This is a genomic window from Microvenator marinus (assembly GCF_007993755.1).
Taxonomy (GTDB): Bacteria; Myxococcota_A; Bradymonadia; order Bradymonadales; family Bradymonadaceae; genus Allomicrovenator; species Allomicrovenator marinus.
In genome coordinates this window covers 1301079-1316483 of the sequence record NZ_CP042467.1, presented here as the reverse complement: position 1 = coordinate 1316483, position 15405 = coordinate 1301079, and the positions used below count along the sequence as shown (strand labels likewise).

Sequence of the window (15405 nt, the reverse complement as noted above, 5' to 3'; positions counted from 1 at the left end):
CCCCGCACCAGGCGGGGTTGATATGATTAAGTGTGTAGGCGCCTTAACGGCGGTCGCGAGCCATGTTCACGTTAAGTGTACGGCCATCAAGATCACTTTGATCCATGGCTGAAATGGCTGCTTTGGCATCTTCGTTACTATCGAAAGTAACGAATCCAAAGCCGCGGCTTCGCCCGGTGTCACGGTCGGTGATGACAACAGCGTCAGTCACGGTACCGTACTCTTCGAATGCTGATTTAAGAGAATCAGATTCGGTTCCCCAGCTAAGACCACCTACAAACAATTTGTTCGACATAAAACCTTTCCTTGTGCATCCCTGTTGGATGCCATTTTTTGTAGAAACGAAAAAACCTTGAGCGATACTGCCCAAGGCGTCACCGTTTCTTTCTTAAATCCCTCACCAATTGAGAGATGTTGGGACCGTACCGGACCGAATTGCACTTGTCAAACGCTCGGGCAAAATAGTTTGTCTTGTCTACATTTGTCAGTTTTGGGTTGGAACGAGACTTTTGAATCGTCGGGCTACAAAGGGCGCTCTAATGAGGGACTCTACTGTTCTAGGAGGAAATTATGAGTGCAAAAGAACTGAATTCACCGAGTGCTAGTTTTGATACCCCTTCCTTGGATCTCCAGATTCAAGAGGATGCGGCGTACTTGCGGACGGGTAGGGCGGCCCGTACTCTGGTCAAGACGCCAGACCTCAATGTGGCCATGATTGTGATGAAAGCCGAAAATCAAATTGACGAGCACGATGCAAAGGGAGCAGTCACTATCTTCGTTCAGCGCGGAAAGATTTCGGTGACTTTATCGGACTCCGAGGCGATTTTGGAAAGTGGTGGACTTCTAGCCTTGCAGCGAGGCGTTGCCCATGGTGTGAAGGCACATGAGGACAGTGCATTTCTTTTGACCATCGGTATCAAGAGTTGACGTGATCAAGTGGCCGTTTCTTTTGTGGGTCTGCGTCTTTTTCCTCTCGGGGTGCGAGAAGTCCAACTCCCGCCAAGAACTCGTCGTGTTTGCGGCGTCCTCGCTCAGGGAGTCTTTTGAGGCCCTTGAAGTTGATTTTGAGTCCACCCACCCAGAGGTTGACGTTAAGCTCGTGTTTGCGGGTAGTCAGGCCCTGAGGCTGCAGATCGAGAACGGGGCTAGGGCGTCCGTTTTTGCGTCGGCGAACGTCGAACATATGGGCGCACTCCGTGAGGCGGGCAAGGTGGGCGAACCCACCGTTTTTGCTCGAAACGCACTTGTTGTAATCGTCCCAAATGACTCCACGATTCAAACTTTCGAAGACGTTAAGAACGTAAGCAGAATCGTGATTGGTGCTGAGAACGTGCCAGTTGGTCGCTATGCGCGCGAGGTCATGCGGCGAAGCGGCGCGCGCTACAATGTGGTCTCGGAGGAATCCAATGTTCGGCTGGTTCGCTCTAAGGTCGAGCTCGGCGAAGCTGATGCTGCCTTTGTTTACAAGACAGATGTGTTGGGAAGGTCACGTGTTCGGGCGGTTGAGATACCACCTGAACTCAACGTAATGGCCGACTATCCGATTGCGGACGTCCAGCCCTCCTACCAACTCGCAGATCACTTTCTTCGTTTCGTGCTCTCAACTGACGGCTCCAGAATCTTGGAGAAGCATGGTTTTGTGGCTCCCTGAGGCTATCCGTATCCTTTTAACCGTTGCATTCATTGCGTGCCGAAACACATATTGGAACGCGAGTTTCTTTACGCCACTCAGATTGGTTCCCTTTTGAGCGTAGAAGTCGTCCGGACTATCAAAGACACCGAAGTCGTCCACAATCCCTTCACGCTGAATATACGTGGGCTGGCCTCGCCACTCGACGTCCGGCTCTTGAAGATTTGGGGTCCCGGCCGCAAAACCACAGAACGCTTTTTGGTTTGGAAAACGCGCCTGGAGAGCCTTTAGATAGGCGGGGTCAAGGATGAATCCTTCGAGTGGAACCCATGAGTCTTCAAAGTAGACCTCCACCCAAGAGTGCAAAATGCGTTGGGGTGCAAGCGCGTAGAGCCATGTCGGAATCGCGCCTTTTTGCAGAGACTTGTCGATGGTGAAACCATGAAATCGTGCCTTGATATCGAGTCCGCGCAAGAGCGCCATCAAGAGGTTTCCCTTGGTGTTGCACTGTCCGTATCCATCGTTGAGGACATCGCTGGCGGCGAGGCTGTCTGAGGCGTTGTAGCCGAACTCGATTTCATCTTTTACGAAGCTGTACGCGGCTCCGATTCGCTCGAAGGTGCTCAATGCGCGCCAGCCTCGTTCTTCGATTAGGTGCTGAATCGACTCGGTCTCGAAGTCTACGATTGGGGTTGGGTCTAGGTGGTTCATGTCGACTCCTTTAGGTTTCAGGGACTGAACCCTTGGAGATCTATCTAAACCTTGGCTGGGCGACTTGAATAAACTGGCTATTCTCGAATTGGCTCGACCACTTTGGAGAAGAGTGACGGTGGGTAGCCGAAGAGGTCTTTAAACTGTCGAGAAAAGTGGGCTGAATCCGAATATCCTGATGCGTGGGAGGCATCAGTGAGCGATAGTCCTGAAAGTACGAGTTCCATTGCGAAGATCGCTCTACGCCACAAGATATAGCTTCTCCAAGGCGTGCCTATCTCCTCAGAAAAAAGATGTAGAAAGCGACTCTTTGAGAGGTGTACGCGCTCGAGGGCTTGCTCGATTTCAACCTCACTCCAATCTCTTTCTTCTTCTTTTTGGTCCAGCCAGGAGAGGATGTTGATGATTCGCTCATCAATTGGGCTTTCGCGGCCCATTAAGGAAAAGTCGGTTGATAGGTGGCCTTCGATTTTCCGCGCGCTCTTGGTGGGATAACGGCTTCGCAAGGCGTTCGCGATATCCGACTCGGCGTTGATAAGGCAAATGAGGCCCGACTCTAACTCAAGTCGGTGCTCGACCCAGCTTTCCACCAGCAGGCAATTTCCAACGAACTCTTCCGTACTTGTTTCTAGAATTGCGTCCGTTGAGGGATCTGCCCAAATCACCTGAATGGCGTGATGTTTATGGGGTTGGTTATCCATAATTGCGCCAGCGATCCAAATCGTCTTGTCTTGTCTCCACACCTTCATGGATTGAACTTAAGCGATACCGCTTTGGCTTGACACTGTGAAATTAAATCGTATAGCTACGATTGACGATTTTGTGGGTTGAATCATGGCTAAGAAAATCGAGACGTCCTGTTGTCCTCCGGCAGAGCCGACACCTTCGGTCCCCGTCGATGAGTTGGAAGCGAACGCGAAACTAGCGGAACTCTCCAAAGCACTTGCTCATCCAGCACGTGTGGCAATTTTGCGGCTCCTGGTAAGAAGAGAAGGCTGCATCGTTGGGGATATTGTGGATGAGATTCCACTGGCTCAATCTACGATATCTCAACATTTGAAACAGATGAAACAAGCCGGTCTGATTCGTGGAGACGTGGACGGCCCCCGGGTCTGCTATTGCGTGGAGCCTGGAGTCGTCGCCTTGTTTAAGGCCCTTGTTGAACAACTCTAGAGTTCCTCATTTTTTGTGCAATCAATCGCTTATCGGCGATTGACGTAGGGTTTAATGGTTATGGGTATTTTTGAGAAATTCTTGTCGTTGTGGGTGGCCTTAGCGATAGCCGCCGGAGTAGGGCTTGGCATGCTCTTTCCGGCAGCATTTGAGATGGTCGCGAGCCTTGAGTGGGCTCGAGTGAATCTTATTGTGGCAGTGCTGATTTGGTTGATGGTCTACCCGATGATGCTCAAGGTTGAGCCTTCGTGCCTCAAAGACGTTGGCAAACGTCCTAAGGGGCTCGCACTAACCTTAGTGGTTAACTGGCTGATCAAACCCTTTTCGATGGCCGCTCTTGGGATTCTCTTCTTTGAACATGTGTTTGCGGGACTCGTTCCTGTGGAGGACGCGCAACAATATATCGCGGGCATGATTCTCTTGGGTGTTGCGCCGTGTACGGCGATGGTTTTTGTGTGGAGCAATTTGACCAATGGGGATGCGAATTACACCTTGGTTCAAGTCTCGGTGAACGATCTGATTCTCGTCTTCGCCTTTGCCCCTATTACGGCTTTACTTCTTGGGGTGACCGACCTCAGCGTGCCTTGGGAGACGCTCGTGACGTCCGTGTTGGTCTTTGTGGTAGTGCCGCTTGGTGCAGGAATGTTGACGCACAGGGCGCTCAAGTCCAAGGGGCCAAATGCCATCGAAAAGTTGGCGGAGCGTCTCAAGCCAACTTCGATCCTCGGCCTACTTCTGACGGTGGTGTTGCTCTTTGGGTTTCAGGCCGAAACGATCATCGCTCAGCCAGGCCGAGTGCTATTGATCGCGATTCCATTGACCATCCAAAGTTACGGGATTTTCGCGGTGGCATACGGTATGGCGAGGGTACTCAAACTCCCCTTCGAAGTGGCTGCGCCGGCGGCAATGATCGGCACGTCGAACTTCTTTGAACTTGCGGTGGCGGTAGCGATTAGTCTCTTCGGTCTTTCATCCGGAGCCGCTTTGGCGACCGTAGTCGGAGTTCTTATCGAAGTTCCCGTGATGTTGTCTCTAGTGGCTCTGGCGAATCGCACTCAGGGTTGGTTCCCAAAAACAGCTTAGGAAGAGGTGAAATGATGGAAGAATTTAGGTCAGTACTTTTTCTCTGCGTGGCGAATTCGGCGCGCTCTCAGATGGCCGAAGGACTTGCTCGGCATATTTTTGGGCCAGAAGTCGAGGTCCAGTCGGCGGGCTCAGCACCCTCGAGGGTCAATCCCTATGCGATCAAAGCTATGGCGGAGCTGGGGATTGATATCACAAAACAGCGCTCAAAATCCGTCCGGAGCATTGACCCTGAAGGTGTGGACCTTGTGATTACACTCTGTGCCGAAGAGGTTTGCCCGGTGTTCTTATCGAGCGCCCCACGGCTTCACTGGCCTCTGAGTGATCCGGACAGAAAGCATGAAGAATTGAGCGACGAGGAGCGTTTGGAGCATTTCCGAGTGGCGCGCGACGAGATTGCGTCCCGCCTTCGAGAGTTGGTGAGTACACGAGATGAGGATTCGAAATGAGTGAAGACACAATGGCGCCGATCTTGAAAAAGCCGACTTTCCCAGAGATTCAACTGCGCGCGGATCCTCCAAAGATTTTAGTGCTCTACGGTTCGTTGCGGGAGCGCGCCTATAGCCGCCTGCTCGCTGAGGAAGCGGGGCGAATCTTAGAAGGGCTTGGGTGTGATGTGCGCTTTTTCAACCCGGAAGGCCTTCCAGTGAAAGGGCCTGGCCTTGAGGACCACCCGAAAGTCCAGGAATTGCGGGAGCTTTCGCAGTGGTCCGAAGGGCAAGTTTGGTCGTGTCCGGAGATGCACGGAACCATCACCGGCGTATTCAAGAATCAAATCGATTGGATTCCGCTTTCAATTGGCGCCGTGAGGCCTACGCAGGGAAGGACTCTGGCGGTGATGCAGGTCAGTGGCGGGTCGCAGTCTTTTAATGTGGTGAACACACTGCGAGTGCTCGGGCGCTGGATGCGAATGCTGACGATTCCCAACCAATCCTCGGTGCCGAAGGCTTATCAAGAGTTTCATGAGGATGGACGCATGAAGGACTCCGCCTACCGAGACCGCGTGGTCGACGTCATGGAAGAGCTCTACAAGTTCACGATTTTAACTCGCGATATGAAGGACTTTTTGGTGGATCGCTATAGCGAGCGGCGTGAAGCTCTCAACAAAGAATTGTTAGATCCGGAGAATCCCAAACATCAAATAGGCAAGGAAATCTAGTGTTCCCACTTGTAGCGGTTTTCCGGAGTTCCATCCTTCGTTGAGACGATGGGATGTTCGTCCGCCGACTGCCACGGTACCTCTGGCCACCATTTTCTGAGTTTTGGGGTATTCGAGAGTTCGAAGGGCTCACCCGGGATTGGCATGACAACGGGTACGGCTGCCTTTTGCGCGGCGGCTAGCGTTCGTTCAGCAGGCTCCGTCCACCCATGGAGGGCGAGGTTGAAGAGGCCCCAGTGAATCGGCAGGAAGAGTTTTCCGCGCATGATTCGGTGGGCCTCGATGGCTTGTTCGGGGCCGATATGCCAGTCCGGCCAGGTTTTATGATAGGCTCCAACCTCGATCATGACGAGGTCGAATGGCCCGTACTTGTCCCCAATGGTCTTCATGTCGTCGAAGTAGCCCGTGTCACCCGAAAACATGAGACGATGTTTCTGACCAATGATGGCATAGCTCGCCCACAACGTGCGATTTTGGTCGAGAACGTGTCGGCCCGAAGCGTGCCGCGAGGGTGTCGCGACGACCCGCAGACTTCCAACCTTGGTCTCTTCCCACCAGTCGAGTTCTACGATTTTCTCGGTGGGCACGCCCCAATACGCGAGATGAGCTCCCACACCGAGTGGCGTGATGAATTTGGTGTCCCAAGAGGCCATCGCAACGATGGTCGGGTGGTCGAGGTGGTCATAGTGGTCGTGAGAGATAAGAACGGCATCTACGCTTCCCAGCTCCTCCAGCGAAATGGGTGGGGCGTACCAACGCTGCGGGCCGAGCCACGTGATGGGAAAGGGGCTTTCACCCCAGATTGGATCTGTGAGGACTCTTATGCCGTCCATTTCAAAGAGCATCGTCGAGTGGCCAAGCCAGGTGACACGCAAACTTTGGGGCGGCTGACTTAGGACTTCCGCCGTGCGATCGAAGACGGGAATTGGGGACTCGGGTTCCAGATGATCGCTGACGTCGCCGAGGGAAGTTATCCAGCCCGTGTAGTCGTTCCACATGGGCTGTTTGTTCACGAAGCCGCCATCTTCGTAGTTTGAGGAAGCTGTTACTCGCGCTTTGAATTCGCCGCTCGGCGCAGTGCCCATAGGAACCCAGGCCGCAAGGATTCCGAGGCCAACGACGACGATCGCAAGCCCAATCAGGGCGAATAGAATACGGCGGAGGACTCGCCATTTGGTCGTTTTTGCCTTCAACATCAACTCCGTTATTGGTGCAGGGGTTTTGATGTCGACTTCTGCGATGGGTTTCCGCGCAGCGTGACAATCTTTGTGTGGGGGGATACCGTCTCCGCAGAGTCGCGACTTGGGCGATGTTTTGGCAGGGAGGTCTGCATGGATATTGGTGGAAAAAGGCGGTCAGATAATTTTGAAGACCGTGGTTCTGGAAGCGGGCGAGGCGGCGGCTCAGGCATGGGAGTGCAGCTCTTGGGGTTTGCGTTTCGGAAATTTGGGTTCAAAGGTGTACTCGTAGCCGGCGTGGCGCTTGGCGGCGTGTATTTTCTTGCACCCGATAGCGTTAAGCAGTCGCTTGTTGGCGGCACCACGACGAGTACTTCTGGTGCTGGTCAGGTCTGTGATGCTTCGGAAAAGAACGCTGCAGCCTGTGATTTCTCACGAGCCATTCTTGCCTCTACCGAGGATACTTGGGTCAAGAAGTTCCAGGTTGGTGACCTACCTGATTACGGCTCAAAGCCTGGTTCGTATCAAATGCCCACGCTGGTTGTGTTTTCTGGCGGCGTAAATACTGGTGGATGCGGGAGCGCAACGTCGGCCGTCGGACCATTCTATTGTCCAGCCGACAAGAAGCTCTACATAGATCCAAGTTTTTACGACACGCTCGCACAACGTCTCAAGGCGCCGGGCGATTTTGCGCAGGCTTACGTGATCGCGCACGAGGTTGGCCATCACGTGCAAAACCTCATCGGATCGAGTCGGCTTCAGGTGAAAGGCGAGACCAAGAATCAGGTCTCTGTGCGCGTTGAACTTCAGGCCGATTGCCTCGCCGGTGTCTGGGGCCATAGTGCGCAAAAGGACTTGAAAATCACTGATGAAGATCTCAGTGAGGCGACCAACGCCGCGCATTCTATCGGTGACGACGCGCTTGGTCACACGGACGAATCCAAGTTTTCACACGGGTCGAGCAAACAGCGTATCTACTGGTTTAAACGAGGTTTTGACTCTGGTGACCCGCGTCAGTGCGACACTTTCGCCGTCAAGGATTACCGCGAATTGTGAGAGAACGAACGAGTTTCAGACGTCAGTTTTCCCTTGAAGCCTTGGGCGCGCCTACCTTATGAACGGTGAGGACCAACGAGAAAAAGGGAGAATAATGCGGTTAAATTTTGGAGAAACTGTTGCAATTGAGGGAACCCTGAAGGGCTTCCCAGGAGGTTTGTTGCCTTTGCTGGTGAAGGCGAGAACGCAGTGGACGATCGCGCCGTCGCCCAACAAGAAAACGGTGGCATTTTTCACGACTAAACCTGAAGGCAAGAAGGCTGAAAAAGCGAAGACTCTAGGAGTTCCGGTAATAACCGAAGACGAAGCTAGAGACGTGATTGGGCCCCCCTTAAAGGGATACCGTGAGCGTATTGAACATTTTGTTTCTCAACGCCCAGACTACTATGTGGACCACGTGTTTAAGATGGGGGACCCTGTCTCAGACGCGGTTATCGCGAGAATCGAGAAGCGAGTTGGGTTCGAAGTGCCTGAGGCCGCACGCAATCTCTTTGCAGAGCTGAATGGACTTCAGTGGTTTTGGACTTACCGAATGGATGTGCCTCCAATGGAAGGCCTAGATTGGACTCAAACAGGTGAGTTCTCGAGTGAGTTTTGGCGTGATGTCAAAGCTCCAGATAACAATTTCAACCTTGGATTGGTGTGTATTCCAGATGTCGAAACTATCTTCTTTTCGGACTGGCACTTAGGGGCCAATCCGAAGGATGTGGTTGGAAGAAAGGTCAAGCTTGGAAAACGAAAAGTGGATGCTCCGAGTTTCTACTCGAACCTATTCGGGTTTGATTTCTTCGACACTTTTTATCCCTGTGGACTATGGGCGGACCCTGAAACGAAAGATTTCTATATCGTGTATGGGGATGACCACGGAGCCTCGTGGGAATGTGAACCCGTTCCGCTCGAAGGCTATATGGAAGCTCTGATATCGACGGATGGCACTGATCGGTTAGTGATGAGTGGTGGAACGAAGTTGAACGGCTCTCCATACAAGCTGCTTATGATGTCTATTCGTTGGAATGAAGTCATCAAAGCGCGTAAAGGCTGAGAGCGCCGCTCCGTTTGTCTTACAAAAGTGTAATCTTGGGGACAAAGTCAGGTAAGCTTGCATCCTCTATCTTGCAAACCGAGCCAAATTGGGGCTCGTGATTTGTAGAGAGGAAGATATGAAAGCTCAAGATTTGATTGGTGTTGCGTTGGCTTCTGGTGCCCTATTGTTCTCGGTGGCCGCCTTCGCGGACGGGTATGATGACGACGCGCGACAGGGTCAGAGTGCCAAGGTTAGCATGGTGGAGGCCATCAAGCTCGCGGAAGACCATGTGTCGGGCCGCGCATTTCAAGTCGACATCGATGATGACCGATTCGAGATGGCATACGAGATTGAGCTGGAGGTCCAGGGGCGCGTCAAGGAAGTTTGGGTGAGCGTGAAAGAGCTCAAAGTGCTTGAAGTGAAGAGCGACGATGACGACGATGATATTCCAAAGGCACGCAAGGTTGGCCTCGCAAAGCTTGTCGAGACGGCTCAAGCCCACAAGGGCGGGAAGGCATTTGAAGCAGAATGCGACGACGACCGTTGGGATACAACATGCGAGGTCTCAGTTGTCACGTCCAAGAACGAGGTCTGGGATATCGTGCTCGACGGTGAAAGTGGCAAAGTGATTAGCTCGAGAATCGACAAGGATGATGACTAAATGAAGATTCTTGTAGTGGAAGACGACAAGCCCACCGCCGACTTTATTGTGGAGGGCTTCGAGCGTGAAGGGCATAACGTGGACCTCGCTCGCGATGGTCTGGACGGGATGATGCTCGCCTGTGGCGGAGAATACGACGTGATGGTGGTCGACCGAATGTTGCCAAGGCTCGATGGGCTCAATATGGTCAAGACGTTGCGTTCTCAGGGAAATCAAACGCCTGTGATCTTCCTGAGCGCGCTCGGCTCGTTGGAGGATCGAGTAACCGGCTTTGAAGGTGGAGCAGATGACTATCTTACCAAGCCTTTTGCGTTCATCGAGCTGAGTGCGAGGGTCAATGCGCTCGCTAGGCGAGGGCCCGGCGTTCCGGAGGCTACCGTGCTCAGCGCACGGGACCTCAGGCTAGATCGGCTCAAACGGATTGTGACGCGTTCTGGTGAGGTGGTGGCGCTTCAGCCTACAGAATTCAAGCTCCTTGAAGTGCTCCTAGAGCGCGCGGATCAGGTCGTGACAAAGACCATGCTCCTTGAACTCGTTTGGGACTTTCATTTCGACCCAAAGACCAGCGTGGTTGAGACCCATATCAGTCGTTTGAGGTCCAAAATCGATCCGCCCGATGAGCCGGGATATATACGCACAGTAAGGGGCGCAGGCTATGTGGTGGACACGAACCTCTAGTGTGTTTCGAAGCGATGCCGCTCGTTTTGCGCTCACTTATTTGTTGGTCTTTGTCGGGTCGGTAGCCGGTCTTGGTGTGTTGACCTACCAGACGATTAAGGACGCCATGGAGAATGCTCTTCGCGAGCGCGTTGAGGCGGAAGTTAAACAGCTTGTAGGGGACTACGAGGACGAAGGTCTAGTCGAGCTCAGGCACGATATTCGCGAGCGGCTGGACGTTTCTGTGGCAAACCGACTTAGGTACTCCGTTCAGGGGCCAGAAGGAAGGGTGATTTTCGACGAGTTGCTCCCGCTTGAAGAGCGAGGTTGGACGCATGTTTACGGCAAAGACGGTGGCTCAATTCTGGTTTGGTCGGAAGACCTTCAAGACGGATACGTGCTTGCGGTCGGGGCTGACCTGGGAGAGATCGAGAGCTTGAGTGTGGCCACTCAGCAAAGATTTGGCGTTGTATTAGGACTCACGGTCCTCCTTGGTCTTTTGGGCGGCTATTTGCTTCTGAGGCGCTCGCGAAGCAGGCTCGAGGCGTTTCGCGAAACTGCCGAAAAGGTTGGCGGCGGTGAGTTCAAGGAACGTCTCGAGAGGGATGAGCAAGATGCCGATCTCGACGCGTTGGCTTCGATCATGAACCAGATGCTGGAGCGCATTGAGCGCCTTGTGGAGAACACCCGACGGGTGGGCAGCAATCTAGCTCATGATTTGAGGACTCCGTTGACTCGGCTTCGGCACGAACTCGAGGAGTTAGCGGAGCAGGACTCGATGGACCGTGAAAGGGTGGAGACGGCAATCCGTCATTTGGACGAGTCTCTGGCGGTCTTTAACGCGATCTTGCGCATTGCAGAGATTGAGTCTGGCGCTCGTAAGTCGTCGTTCCAAGATTTTGATTTGTCGGCAGAACTCGTCAAGTTGGCCGAGGTTTACGAGCCGAGTTTTGATGAAAGCGGTTTTGAGTTTACGTGGTCTGTGGAGAGCTCGAAGCAGCTTCGAGGAGATCGGACTTTGGTGGCACAATCTGTCGCGAATCTCTTGGAGAACGCGCTCAGACACGGGGCGTCTCCGGTGGAGCTTCGACTTAAGGATGTCGGTGCACGCGTTGAACTCAGTGTCTCTGACCGGGGGCCTGGAATTCCAGAGGCAGATCGTGAACAGGTACTCAAGCCGTTCTTTCGACGAGACGAGAGCCGCACGACACCTGGTTCCGGCTTGGGTTTGAGTTTGGTGCGTGCAGTAGCTGAACTTCATGATGCGGAGTTGGTCCTTCAAGACAATGGTCCGGGGTTGGTGGTAAAGCTCATTTGGTCATAGGATTGAGCAGAGCCAGATGAGTCAGTATCCGAAGTGGATTTGGTGTGGGGTGGGCACTCTTTTCGTGGTGCTCTTGAGCCTCCCTCTCGTCTCGCTAGGGCTCTCTTCCTCCCCAAGCGCCTTGTTTTCGAGCATTCAACATCCTGTGTTTTTGACTGCGTTGGGTATCAGTCTCAAGACCACGCTACTCAGCCTTTTGGTGGTGGTCTTGATGGGGACACCTCTGGCGTGGTGGTTGTCTCGTGAACGAGGACAGGTGGCCAAAATCGTCGGGGTCTTGGTTGATGTTCCGATCGTGATTCCGCCGGCTGTGGTCGGTGTGGCCATGCTCATGGCGTTTGGAAGAAATGGGGTGTTCGGCGGCTGGCTCGAAAGTGCATCAATCACAATCCCTTTTACGAGTTTTGCGGTGGTGCTGGCGCAAATCGTGGTCTCGGCGCCGTTCTACGTTCAGGCCGCAACGAACGCGTTTCGAAAAGTTGATCTAGACACGATGATCGTGGCCAGAACGCTTGGTGCGACTGAGATAGAGGCGCTTCGCAAAGTCGCGATACCCCTCGCGTTTCCGGGCTTGGTTGCCGGGGCTTCGTTGGCCTTTGCGCGCTCCCTCGGGGAGTTTGGGGCTACCCTGATCTTCGCTGGAAATATGCCCGGGGTCACCCAAACCTTGCCGCTTGCGATCTACATGACCCTTGAATCCGATTTGGAGCTGGCCGTCGCGTTCTCGTTGGTTTTGGTTGCGATAGGGTTTCTACTCCTCGGCGCGATACGCGGATTAAGTGGCATGAGGACTGAGGCATGAAGCATTGGATGGCAACAATCCGGGGTCAGCTCGGGCGCCTGAACTTGGATGTCACCTTGGAGTCCAAAGGAGGCGTGCTGGCGCTTATCGGTCCAAACGGAAGTGGAAAGACCACCGTTTTGCGGGCGATTGCTGGTGCCATCTCTGGTCTGGATGCTGAGATCGAGGTCGGCGGAGAAGTCTTGGAAAGCCACCGTAAAGGTATCTGGATGGAGCCTGAGCAGCGCCAACTTGGCTATGTGCCGCAGGGGTATGGGCTATTCGAGAATCTGAACGTCTTGGAAAACGTGGCGTTTGGTCTAGGGCTTGCTCCGAGAAAGATGAACCGCAAAGATTCCCACGAACGGGCTAGAAAGCTTCTCGCGGAAATGGGGATTGCGGAGCTCGAGGGTAGGCAGGTCAAGAGGCTCTCTGGCGGCGAAAAGCAACGCGTCGCGCTTGCGCGTGCCCTCATCATTGAGCCAAGGCTTCTGCTTCTGGACGAACCGCTTGCCGCTCTAGACGTGGAAACTCGTAAGACGACCAGAGAGTTTCTGAAGTCTCGTCTCAGCGCTCAGGAACGCCCGGTTCTGATGGTTACGCATGATTCAAGGGATATCGACCCTGAGGCCCACGTAGTCGTCTTGGATAAGGGGAGGGTTGTGCAAAATGGCACCCTTGAGGAGTTGGGCGCCGCACCGTGCAATGGATTCGTGCGGGCCTTTCTAGACCCTTAGTTTTTGAAGAGGAGTGAGAATTCCGCCCACTCCGAGCAGCCTGCACCATTGCAAGATTGCACAGACCACGCGTGCCAACCGCGCGAGAGCGTGATGGTGACTTCAGGCGTTGGAAGGCTTGAGTAGTCATTGGCGCTTACCCATTCTCCAGTTACCGGGTCTGCTACCCGTACGGTGACGTTGTAGGTTTCGCCTTCGCCGGTCCATCTGAGGGTGGCGAGGCTGTCGTTCACGGTGGATTCGTGTGCGGGCAAAAGTCCGCTTGGCTTCGACGGGACTTGGTCAGCAAAGACCGGAGGATCTTCCTGTGGGGCCACGAGCTCGGTTGAGAAGTAGGCGAACGGAGATGAGAGGCAAGCACTTAGGCTGCAACGGTTAACCCTCCAACGGTACTTGGCGCTGGTGGCGTCAAGGCTGATGCTGAGTTCGGATCCGATCGGTTCGGAGTCGTGGAAAACACTCCAAGCACCGGTAGAACTCATCTTTTCGACGATGACACGGTCGGTAGATTGACTCGTTGATGCTCGCCATTTGAGCGCGACCTGAGGCTGGGTCAGTACCTCAGCCTGGCTTGGGGAGAGGCCTTCCGGGACGTCGTAGGTCGTCGGTTGGGAGCTTGGGCGAACGAGCGGATTTACTGAGTTCGCATAGATCGTGATGTCTTTGCTCGTGGCTAGTATCCGGGTGTTCTCGAAAGTCACTGATGCGTTGAACTCAGTGTTGTGAAGGACAAATCGGTCGTCGGGAGACTTAAGCGCGACGCTTTGGTTAGGCTCGATGAATGTCCAGTCAGAACAACTTGAGCGAGCCGGGCCGTCGCATCGAACCCAGAGGTTGGCTCCTGTTGCGTTCTCAATCTCGATGGCTTCGTCTTCGCTCGCCGGTGCAAGTGCGTCCATGGTGCGTCCCATTTCGCGCTTACACACAGCGCACATGCCGGTCCCAAGGGTTCTCATCATACAGTTGTGGGTCGGGCGGAATCTGCCACGGGCGCAGTAGCCAGCACCTTCAAATGCGCCAATCGTTCCAAACCGTGCGTTTGGTGCGGTTGGGAGTTCGGTGGTGTTCACCATGTCTGACCATGGAAGCGCGTCGTGGCGGTGTGAGATAGCGACGTTTGGCCCGGTGGAACAACGGCCTCCTGGGCGATGACTTTCGTATTCGTCCGCGAGCCCAAAGAGTGCGTGGCCGAGCTCGTGAGAGATGATGTCAGCGACATAACGGGGCCGCGCCGAAACTACGAGACCGTCGGTGGCGCAGCCTCCATATGAAGTTGTGTTCACCAGCACCACCGTCACGTCTGCACCGGCTTGGTCTCCAAGTCTCTTGGCTGCCGCAATGCCACCAGGGTTGGTGAAGAAGACACAACGTTCCAATCCAGTGACACCAGAAGCGGTTTCGAATGCGGTATCGATGGGCCTGCCAAAGGTGCCCGTTCCTTGAGTTCTTGACCGCACGTCTTGACGCCAAAAGTTAAACCCATCCCAGTGGTCGCTGTAGCCTGAGTGCTCAGACATTTGAGCAATGATCGCGTCTACATGAGCGTGGAATTGCGGCAGTTCGGACTCCAAGTATCCTTCCGGGAGAAAGAGAATATCGGCTTTTTGGTCCGAGGGGCCGTGGTCTACGACCTTGCGTGGTCCCTCGAGCACGTCTTCCTGGCGAAGCAATTCCATGCGTTGGGTTCTAGGTGCTTCCGGGTCGAAGTCGAGACTGCCAAGCAGTTGACCGTCGTCTGAGATGAGCTCCAACTTACCCGCAGTCGCGGGGATCCGGACGTCCAACAAGCCGATCGGCGAGATCGGATAATGTGGGTCGAGCTGCCCCGCTCGGTCGAACTCACTACGAAGAACCCGTGGATCGTTGATAAACCCTTGAGTTTGAGTAGAGCCGTCTGCCGGTGAGAACTTGTAGCGCAACGTGTCGGTGCCCGCAGGAGGATTGGTGAGTTCACCGACTTCAATTGCATCGAGGATTTCGACATTTGTTTCGTCAAGGCTTAAGGACACTTGGATGTTTCCAGGCGACTGACTTAACTCACCCTGACACGCAAACGAAATGAAGCTGAGCAAGATGCAAAGGAGATAGACGCTGTGGTTTGGCATTTGGACTCTCTACGGCTTTGGACCAAGGACCCTAAACTCTACTTCAACTATCATGCCAGCTGGAAAACTACGCAAAGAGGTAGCCTAAAGCGCAAGTCCACATAACGCTTTGGGGTCATTAGTACC

Annotated in this window: 18 protein-coding genes; 13 read left to right on the top strand and 5 right to left on the bottom strand. The window is 54.0% G+C overall.

Annotation, left to right across the window (positions count from 1 at the left end; translation table 11 throughout):
- Positions 1-43: 43 nt before the first annotated feature.
- The gene (locus tag FRD01_RS05635; RefSeq protein ID WP_249756040.1) at positions 44-370 is read right to left on the bottom strand and encodes an RNA recognition motif domain-containing protein; all 327 of its coding nucleotides are present in this window, start codon (positions 368-370) and stop codon (positions 44-46) included.
- 200 nt (positions 371-570) lie between these two features.
- On the opposite strand from FRD01_RS05635, the gene FRD01_RS05630 reads away from it, so the two are divergent.
- Positions 571-927, top strand: coding sequence for a cupin domain-containing protein (locus FRD01_RS05630; protein ID WP_146958419.1), 357 nt, complete (start codon positions 571-573; stop codon positions 925-927).
- 1 nt (position 928) lies between these two features.
- The gene (gene modA / locus FRD01_RS05625; RefSeq protein WP_146958418.1) at positions 929-1651 is read left to right on the top strand and encodes a molybdate ABC transporter substrate-binding protein; all 723 of its coding nucleotides are present in this window, start codon (positions 929-931) and stop codon (positions 1649-1651) included.
- Here the strand turns inward: modA and FRD01_RS05620 are convergent.
- Both FRD01_RS05620 and FRD01_RS05615 read right to left on the bottom strand, forming a co-directional pair.
- A complete protein-coding gene (locus FRD01_RS05620) occupies positions 1601-2341 on the bottom strand; it encodes a transglutaminase-like domain-containing protein (protein ID WP_146958417.1) in 741 nt (246 codons plus the stop codon). The genes modA and FRD01_RS05620 overlap by 51 nt on opposite strands.
- A 77-nt stretch (positions 2342-2418) precedes the next feature.
- Positions 2419-3042: a helix-turn-helix domain-containing protein gene (locus FRD01_RS05615; protein ID WP_249756039.1), complete on the bottom strand. Its 624-nt coding sequence runs from the start codon at positions 3040-3042 to the stop codon at positions 2419-2421.
- A 133-nt stretch (positions 3043-3175) separates the two neighbouring features.
- Here FRD01_RS05615 and FRD01_RS05610 point away from each other — a divergent pair, with 133 nt between their 5' ends.
- The 4 genes from FRD01_RS05610 to arsH are packed head-to-tail and all read left to right on the top strand — an operon-like array spanning position 3176 to position 5756.
- Positions 3176-3514 (top strand): ArsR/SmtB family transcription factor, encoded by a 339-nt coding sequence (locus tag FRD01_RS05610; RefSeq protein WP_146958415.1) that lies wholly within the window; start codon positions 3176-3178, stop codon positions 3512-3514.
- 60 nt (positions 3515-3574) lie between these two features.
- Positions 3575-4597 carry an ACR3 family arsenite efflux transporter gene (gene arsB / locus FRD01_RS05605; protein ID WP_146963863.1) on the top strand — a complete coding sequence of 341 codons (1023 nt, stop codon included), beginning with the start codon at positions 3575-3577 and terminating at the stop codon, positions 4595-4597.
- A gap of 14 nt (positions 4598-4611) precedes the next feature.
- Complete coding sequence (locus FRD01_RS05600; RefSeq protein ID WP_146963861.1) at positions 4612-5046, top strand: arsenate reductase ArsC; 435 nt, start codon at positions 4612-4614, stop codon at positions 5044-5046.
- An 11-nt stretch (positions 5047-5057) separates the two neighbouring features.
- Complete coding sequence (arsH, locus tag FRD01_RS05595; RefSeq protein ID WP_146963859.1) at positions 5058-5756, top strand: arsenical resistance protein ArsH; 699 nt, start codon at positions 5058-5060, stop codon at positions 5754-5756.
- Here arsH and FRD01_RS05590 read toward each other — a convergent pair.
- On the bottom strand, positions 5753-6952 hold the full coding sequence (locus tag FRD01_RS05590; RefSeq protein ID WP_146958414.1) for an MBL fold metallo-hydrolase: 1200 nt from the start codon (positions 6950-6952) through the stop codon (positions 5753-5755). The genes arsH and FRD01_RS05590 overlap by 4 nt on opposite strands.
- Before the next feature lie 135 nt (positions 6953-7087).
- Between FRD01_RS05590 and ypfJ the strand changes: the two genes are divergently transcribed.
- The 7 genes from ypfJ to FRD01_RS05555 all read left to right on the top strand — a co-directional run bounded on the left by ypfJ (position 7088) and on the right by FRD01_RS05555 (position 13174).
- On the top strand, positions 7088-7990 hold the full coding sequence (ypfJ, locus tag FRD01_RS05585; protein WP_146958413.1) for a KPN_02809 family neutral zinc metallopeptidase: 903 nt from the start codon (positions 7088-7090) through the stop codon (positions 7988-7990).
- 160 nt (positions 7991-8150) lie between these two features.
- On the top strand, positions 8151-9032 hold the full coding sequence (locus FRD01_RS05580) for a hypothetical protein (protein WP_146958411.1): 882 nt from the start codon (positions 8151-8153) through the stop codon (positions 9030-9032).
- Between the two features lie 118 nt (positions 9033-9150).
- Positions 9151-9675 (top strand): PepSY domain-containing protein, encoded by a 525-nt coding sequence (locus tag FRD01_RS05575; protein WP_146958409.1) that lies wholly within the window; start codon positions 9151-9153, stop codon positions 9673-9675.
- Complete coding sequence (locus tag FRD01_RS05570) at positions 9676-10353, top strand: response regulator transcription factor (protein ID WP_146958407.1); 678 nt, start codon at positions 9676-9678, stop codon at positions 10351-10353.
- Positions 10331-11656: a sensor histidine kinase gene (locus FRD01_RS05565; RefSeq protein WP_146958405.1), complete on the top strand. Its 1326-nt coding sequence runs from the start codon at positions 10331-10333 to the stop codon at positions 11654-11656. Before FRD01_RS05570 ends, FRD01_RS05565 begins: the two co-directional genes overlap by 23 nt.
- Before the next feature lie 16 nt (positions 11657-11672).
- The gene (locus tag FRD01_RS05560) at positions 11673-12458 is read left to right on the top strand and encodes an ABC transporter permease (RefSeq protein WP_146958403.1); all 786 of its coding nucleotides are present in this window, start codon (positions 11673-11675) and stop codon (positions 12456-12458) included.
- Positions 12455-13174, top strand: a complete 720-nt coding sequence (locus FRD01_RS05555; RefSeq protein ID WP_146958401.1) for an ABC transporter ATP-binding protein — start codon at positions 12455-12457, stop codon at positions 13172-13174. The genes FRD01_RS05560 and FRD01_RS05555 overlap by 4 nt, the downstream gene beginning before the upstream one ends.
- Here the strand turns inward: FRD01_RS05555 and FRD01_RS05550 are convergent.
- Complete coding sequence (locus FRD01_RS05550; RefSeq protein WP_146958400.1) at positions 13171-15279, bottom strand: M64 family metallopeptidase; 2109 nt, start codon at positions 15277-15279, stop codon at positions 13171-13173. The genes FRD01_RS05555 and FRD01_RS05550 overlap by 4 nt on opposite strands.
- Positions 15280-15405 lie beyond the last annotated feature (126 nt).

Bases quoted from the DNA above. Each gene is read 5' to 3' on its own strand.
- FRD01_RS05550 (WP_146958400.1), bottom strand. From the start codon at position 15,279: ATGCCAAACCACAGCGTCTATCTCCTTTGCATCTTGCTCAGCTTCATT.
- arsH (WP_146963859.1), top strand. From the start codon at position 5,058: ATGGCGCCGATCTTGAAAAAGCCGACTTTCCCAGAGATTCAACTGCGC.
- arsB (WP_146963863.1), top strand. From the start codon at position 3,575: ATGGGTATTTTTGAGAAATTCTTGTCGTTGTGGGTGGCCTTAGCGATA.
- FRD01_RS05600 (WP_146963861.1), top strand. From the start codon at position 4,612: ATGGAAGAATTTAGGTCAGTACTTTTTCTCTGCGTGGCGAATTCGGCG.
- FRD01_RS05610 (WP_146958415.1), top strand. From the start codon at position 3,176: ATGGCTAAGAAAATCGAGACGTCCTGTTGTCCTCCGGCAGAGCCGACA.
- FRD01_RS05575 (WP_146958409.1), top strand. From the start codon at position 9,151: ATGAAAGCTCAAGATTTGATTGGTGTTGCGTTGGCTTCTGGTGCCCTA.
- FRD01_RS05570 (WP_146958407.1), top strand. From the start codon at position 9,676: ATGAAGATTCTTGTAGTGGAAGACGACAAGCCCACCGCCGACTTTATT.
- FRD01_RS05630 (WP_146958419.1), top strand. From the start codon at position 571: ATGAGTGCAAAAGAACTGAATTCACCGAGTGCTAGTTTTGATACCCCT.
- FRD01_RS05555 (WP_146958401.1), top strand. From the start codon at position 12,455: ATGAAGCATTGGATGGCAACAATCCGGGGTCAGCTCGGGCGCCTGAAC.
- ypfJ (WP_146958413.1), top strand. From the start codon at position 7,088: ATGGATATTGGTGGAAAAAGGCGGTCAGATAATTTTGAAGACCGTGGT.
- FRD01_RS05560 (WP_146958403.1), top strand. From the start codon at position 11,673: ATGAGTCAGTATCCGAAGTGGATTTGGTGTGGGGTGGGCACTCTTTTC.
- FRD01_RS05565 (WP_146958405.1), top strand. From the start codon at position 10,331: ATGTGGTGGACACGAACCTCTAGTGTGTTTCGAAGCGATGCCGCTCGT.
- FRD01_RS05590 (WP_146958414.1), bottom strand. From the start codon at position 6,952: ATGTTGAAGGCAAAAACGACCAAATGGCGAGTCCTCCGCCGTATTCTA.
- FRD01_RS05615 (WP_249756039.1), bottom strand. From the start codon at position 3,042: ATGGATAACCAACCCCATAAACATCACGCCATTCAGGTGATTTGGGCA.
- FRD01_RS05620 (WP_146958417.1), bottom strand. From the start codon at position 2,341: ATGAACCACCTAGACCCAACCCCAATCGTAGACTTCGAGACCGAGTCG.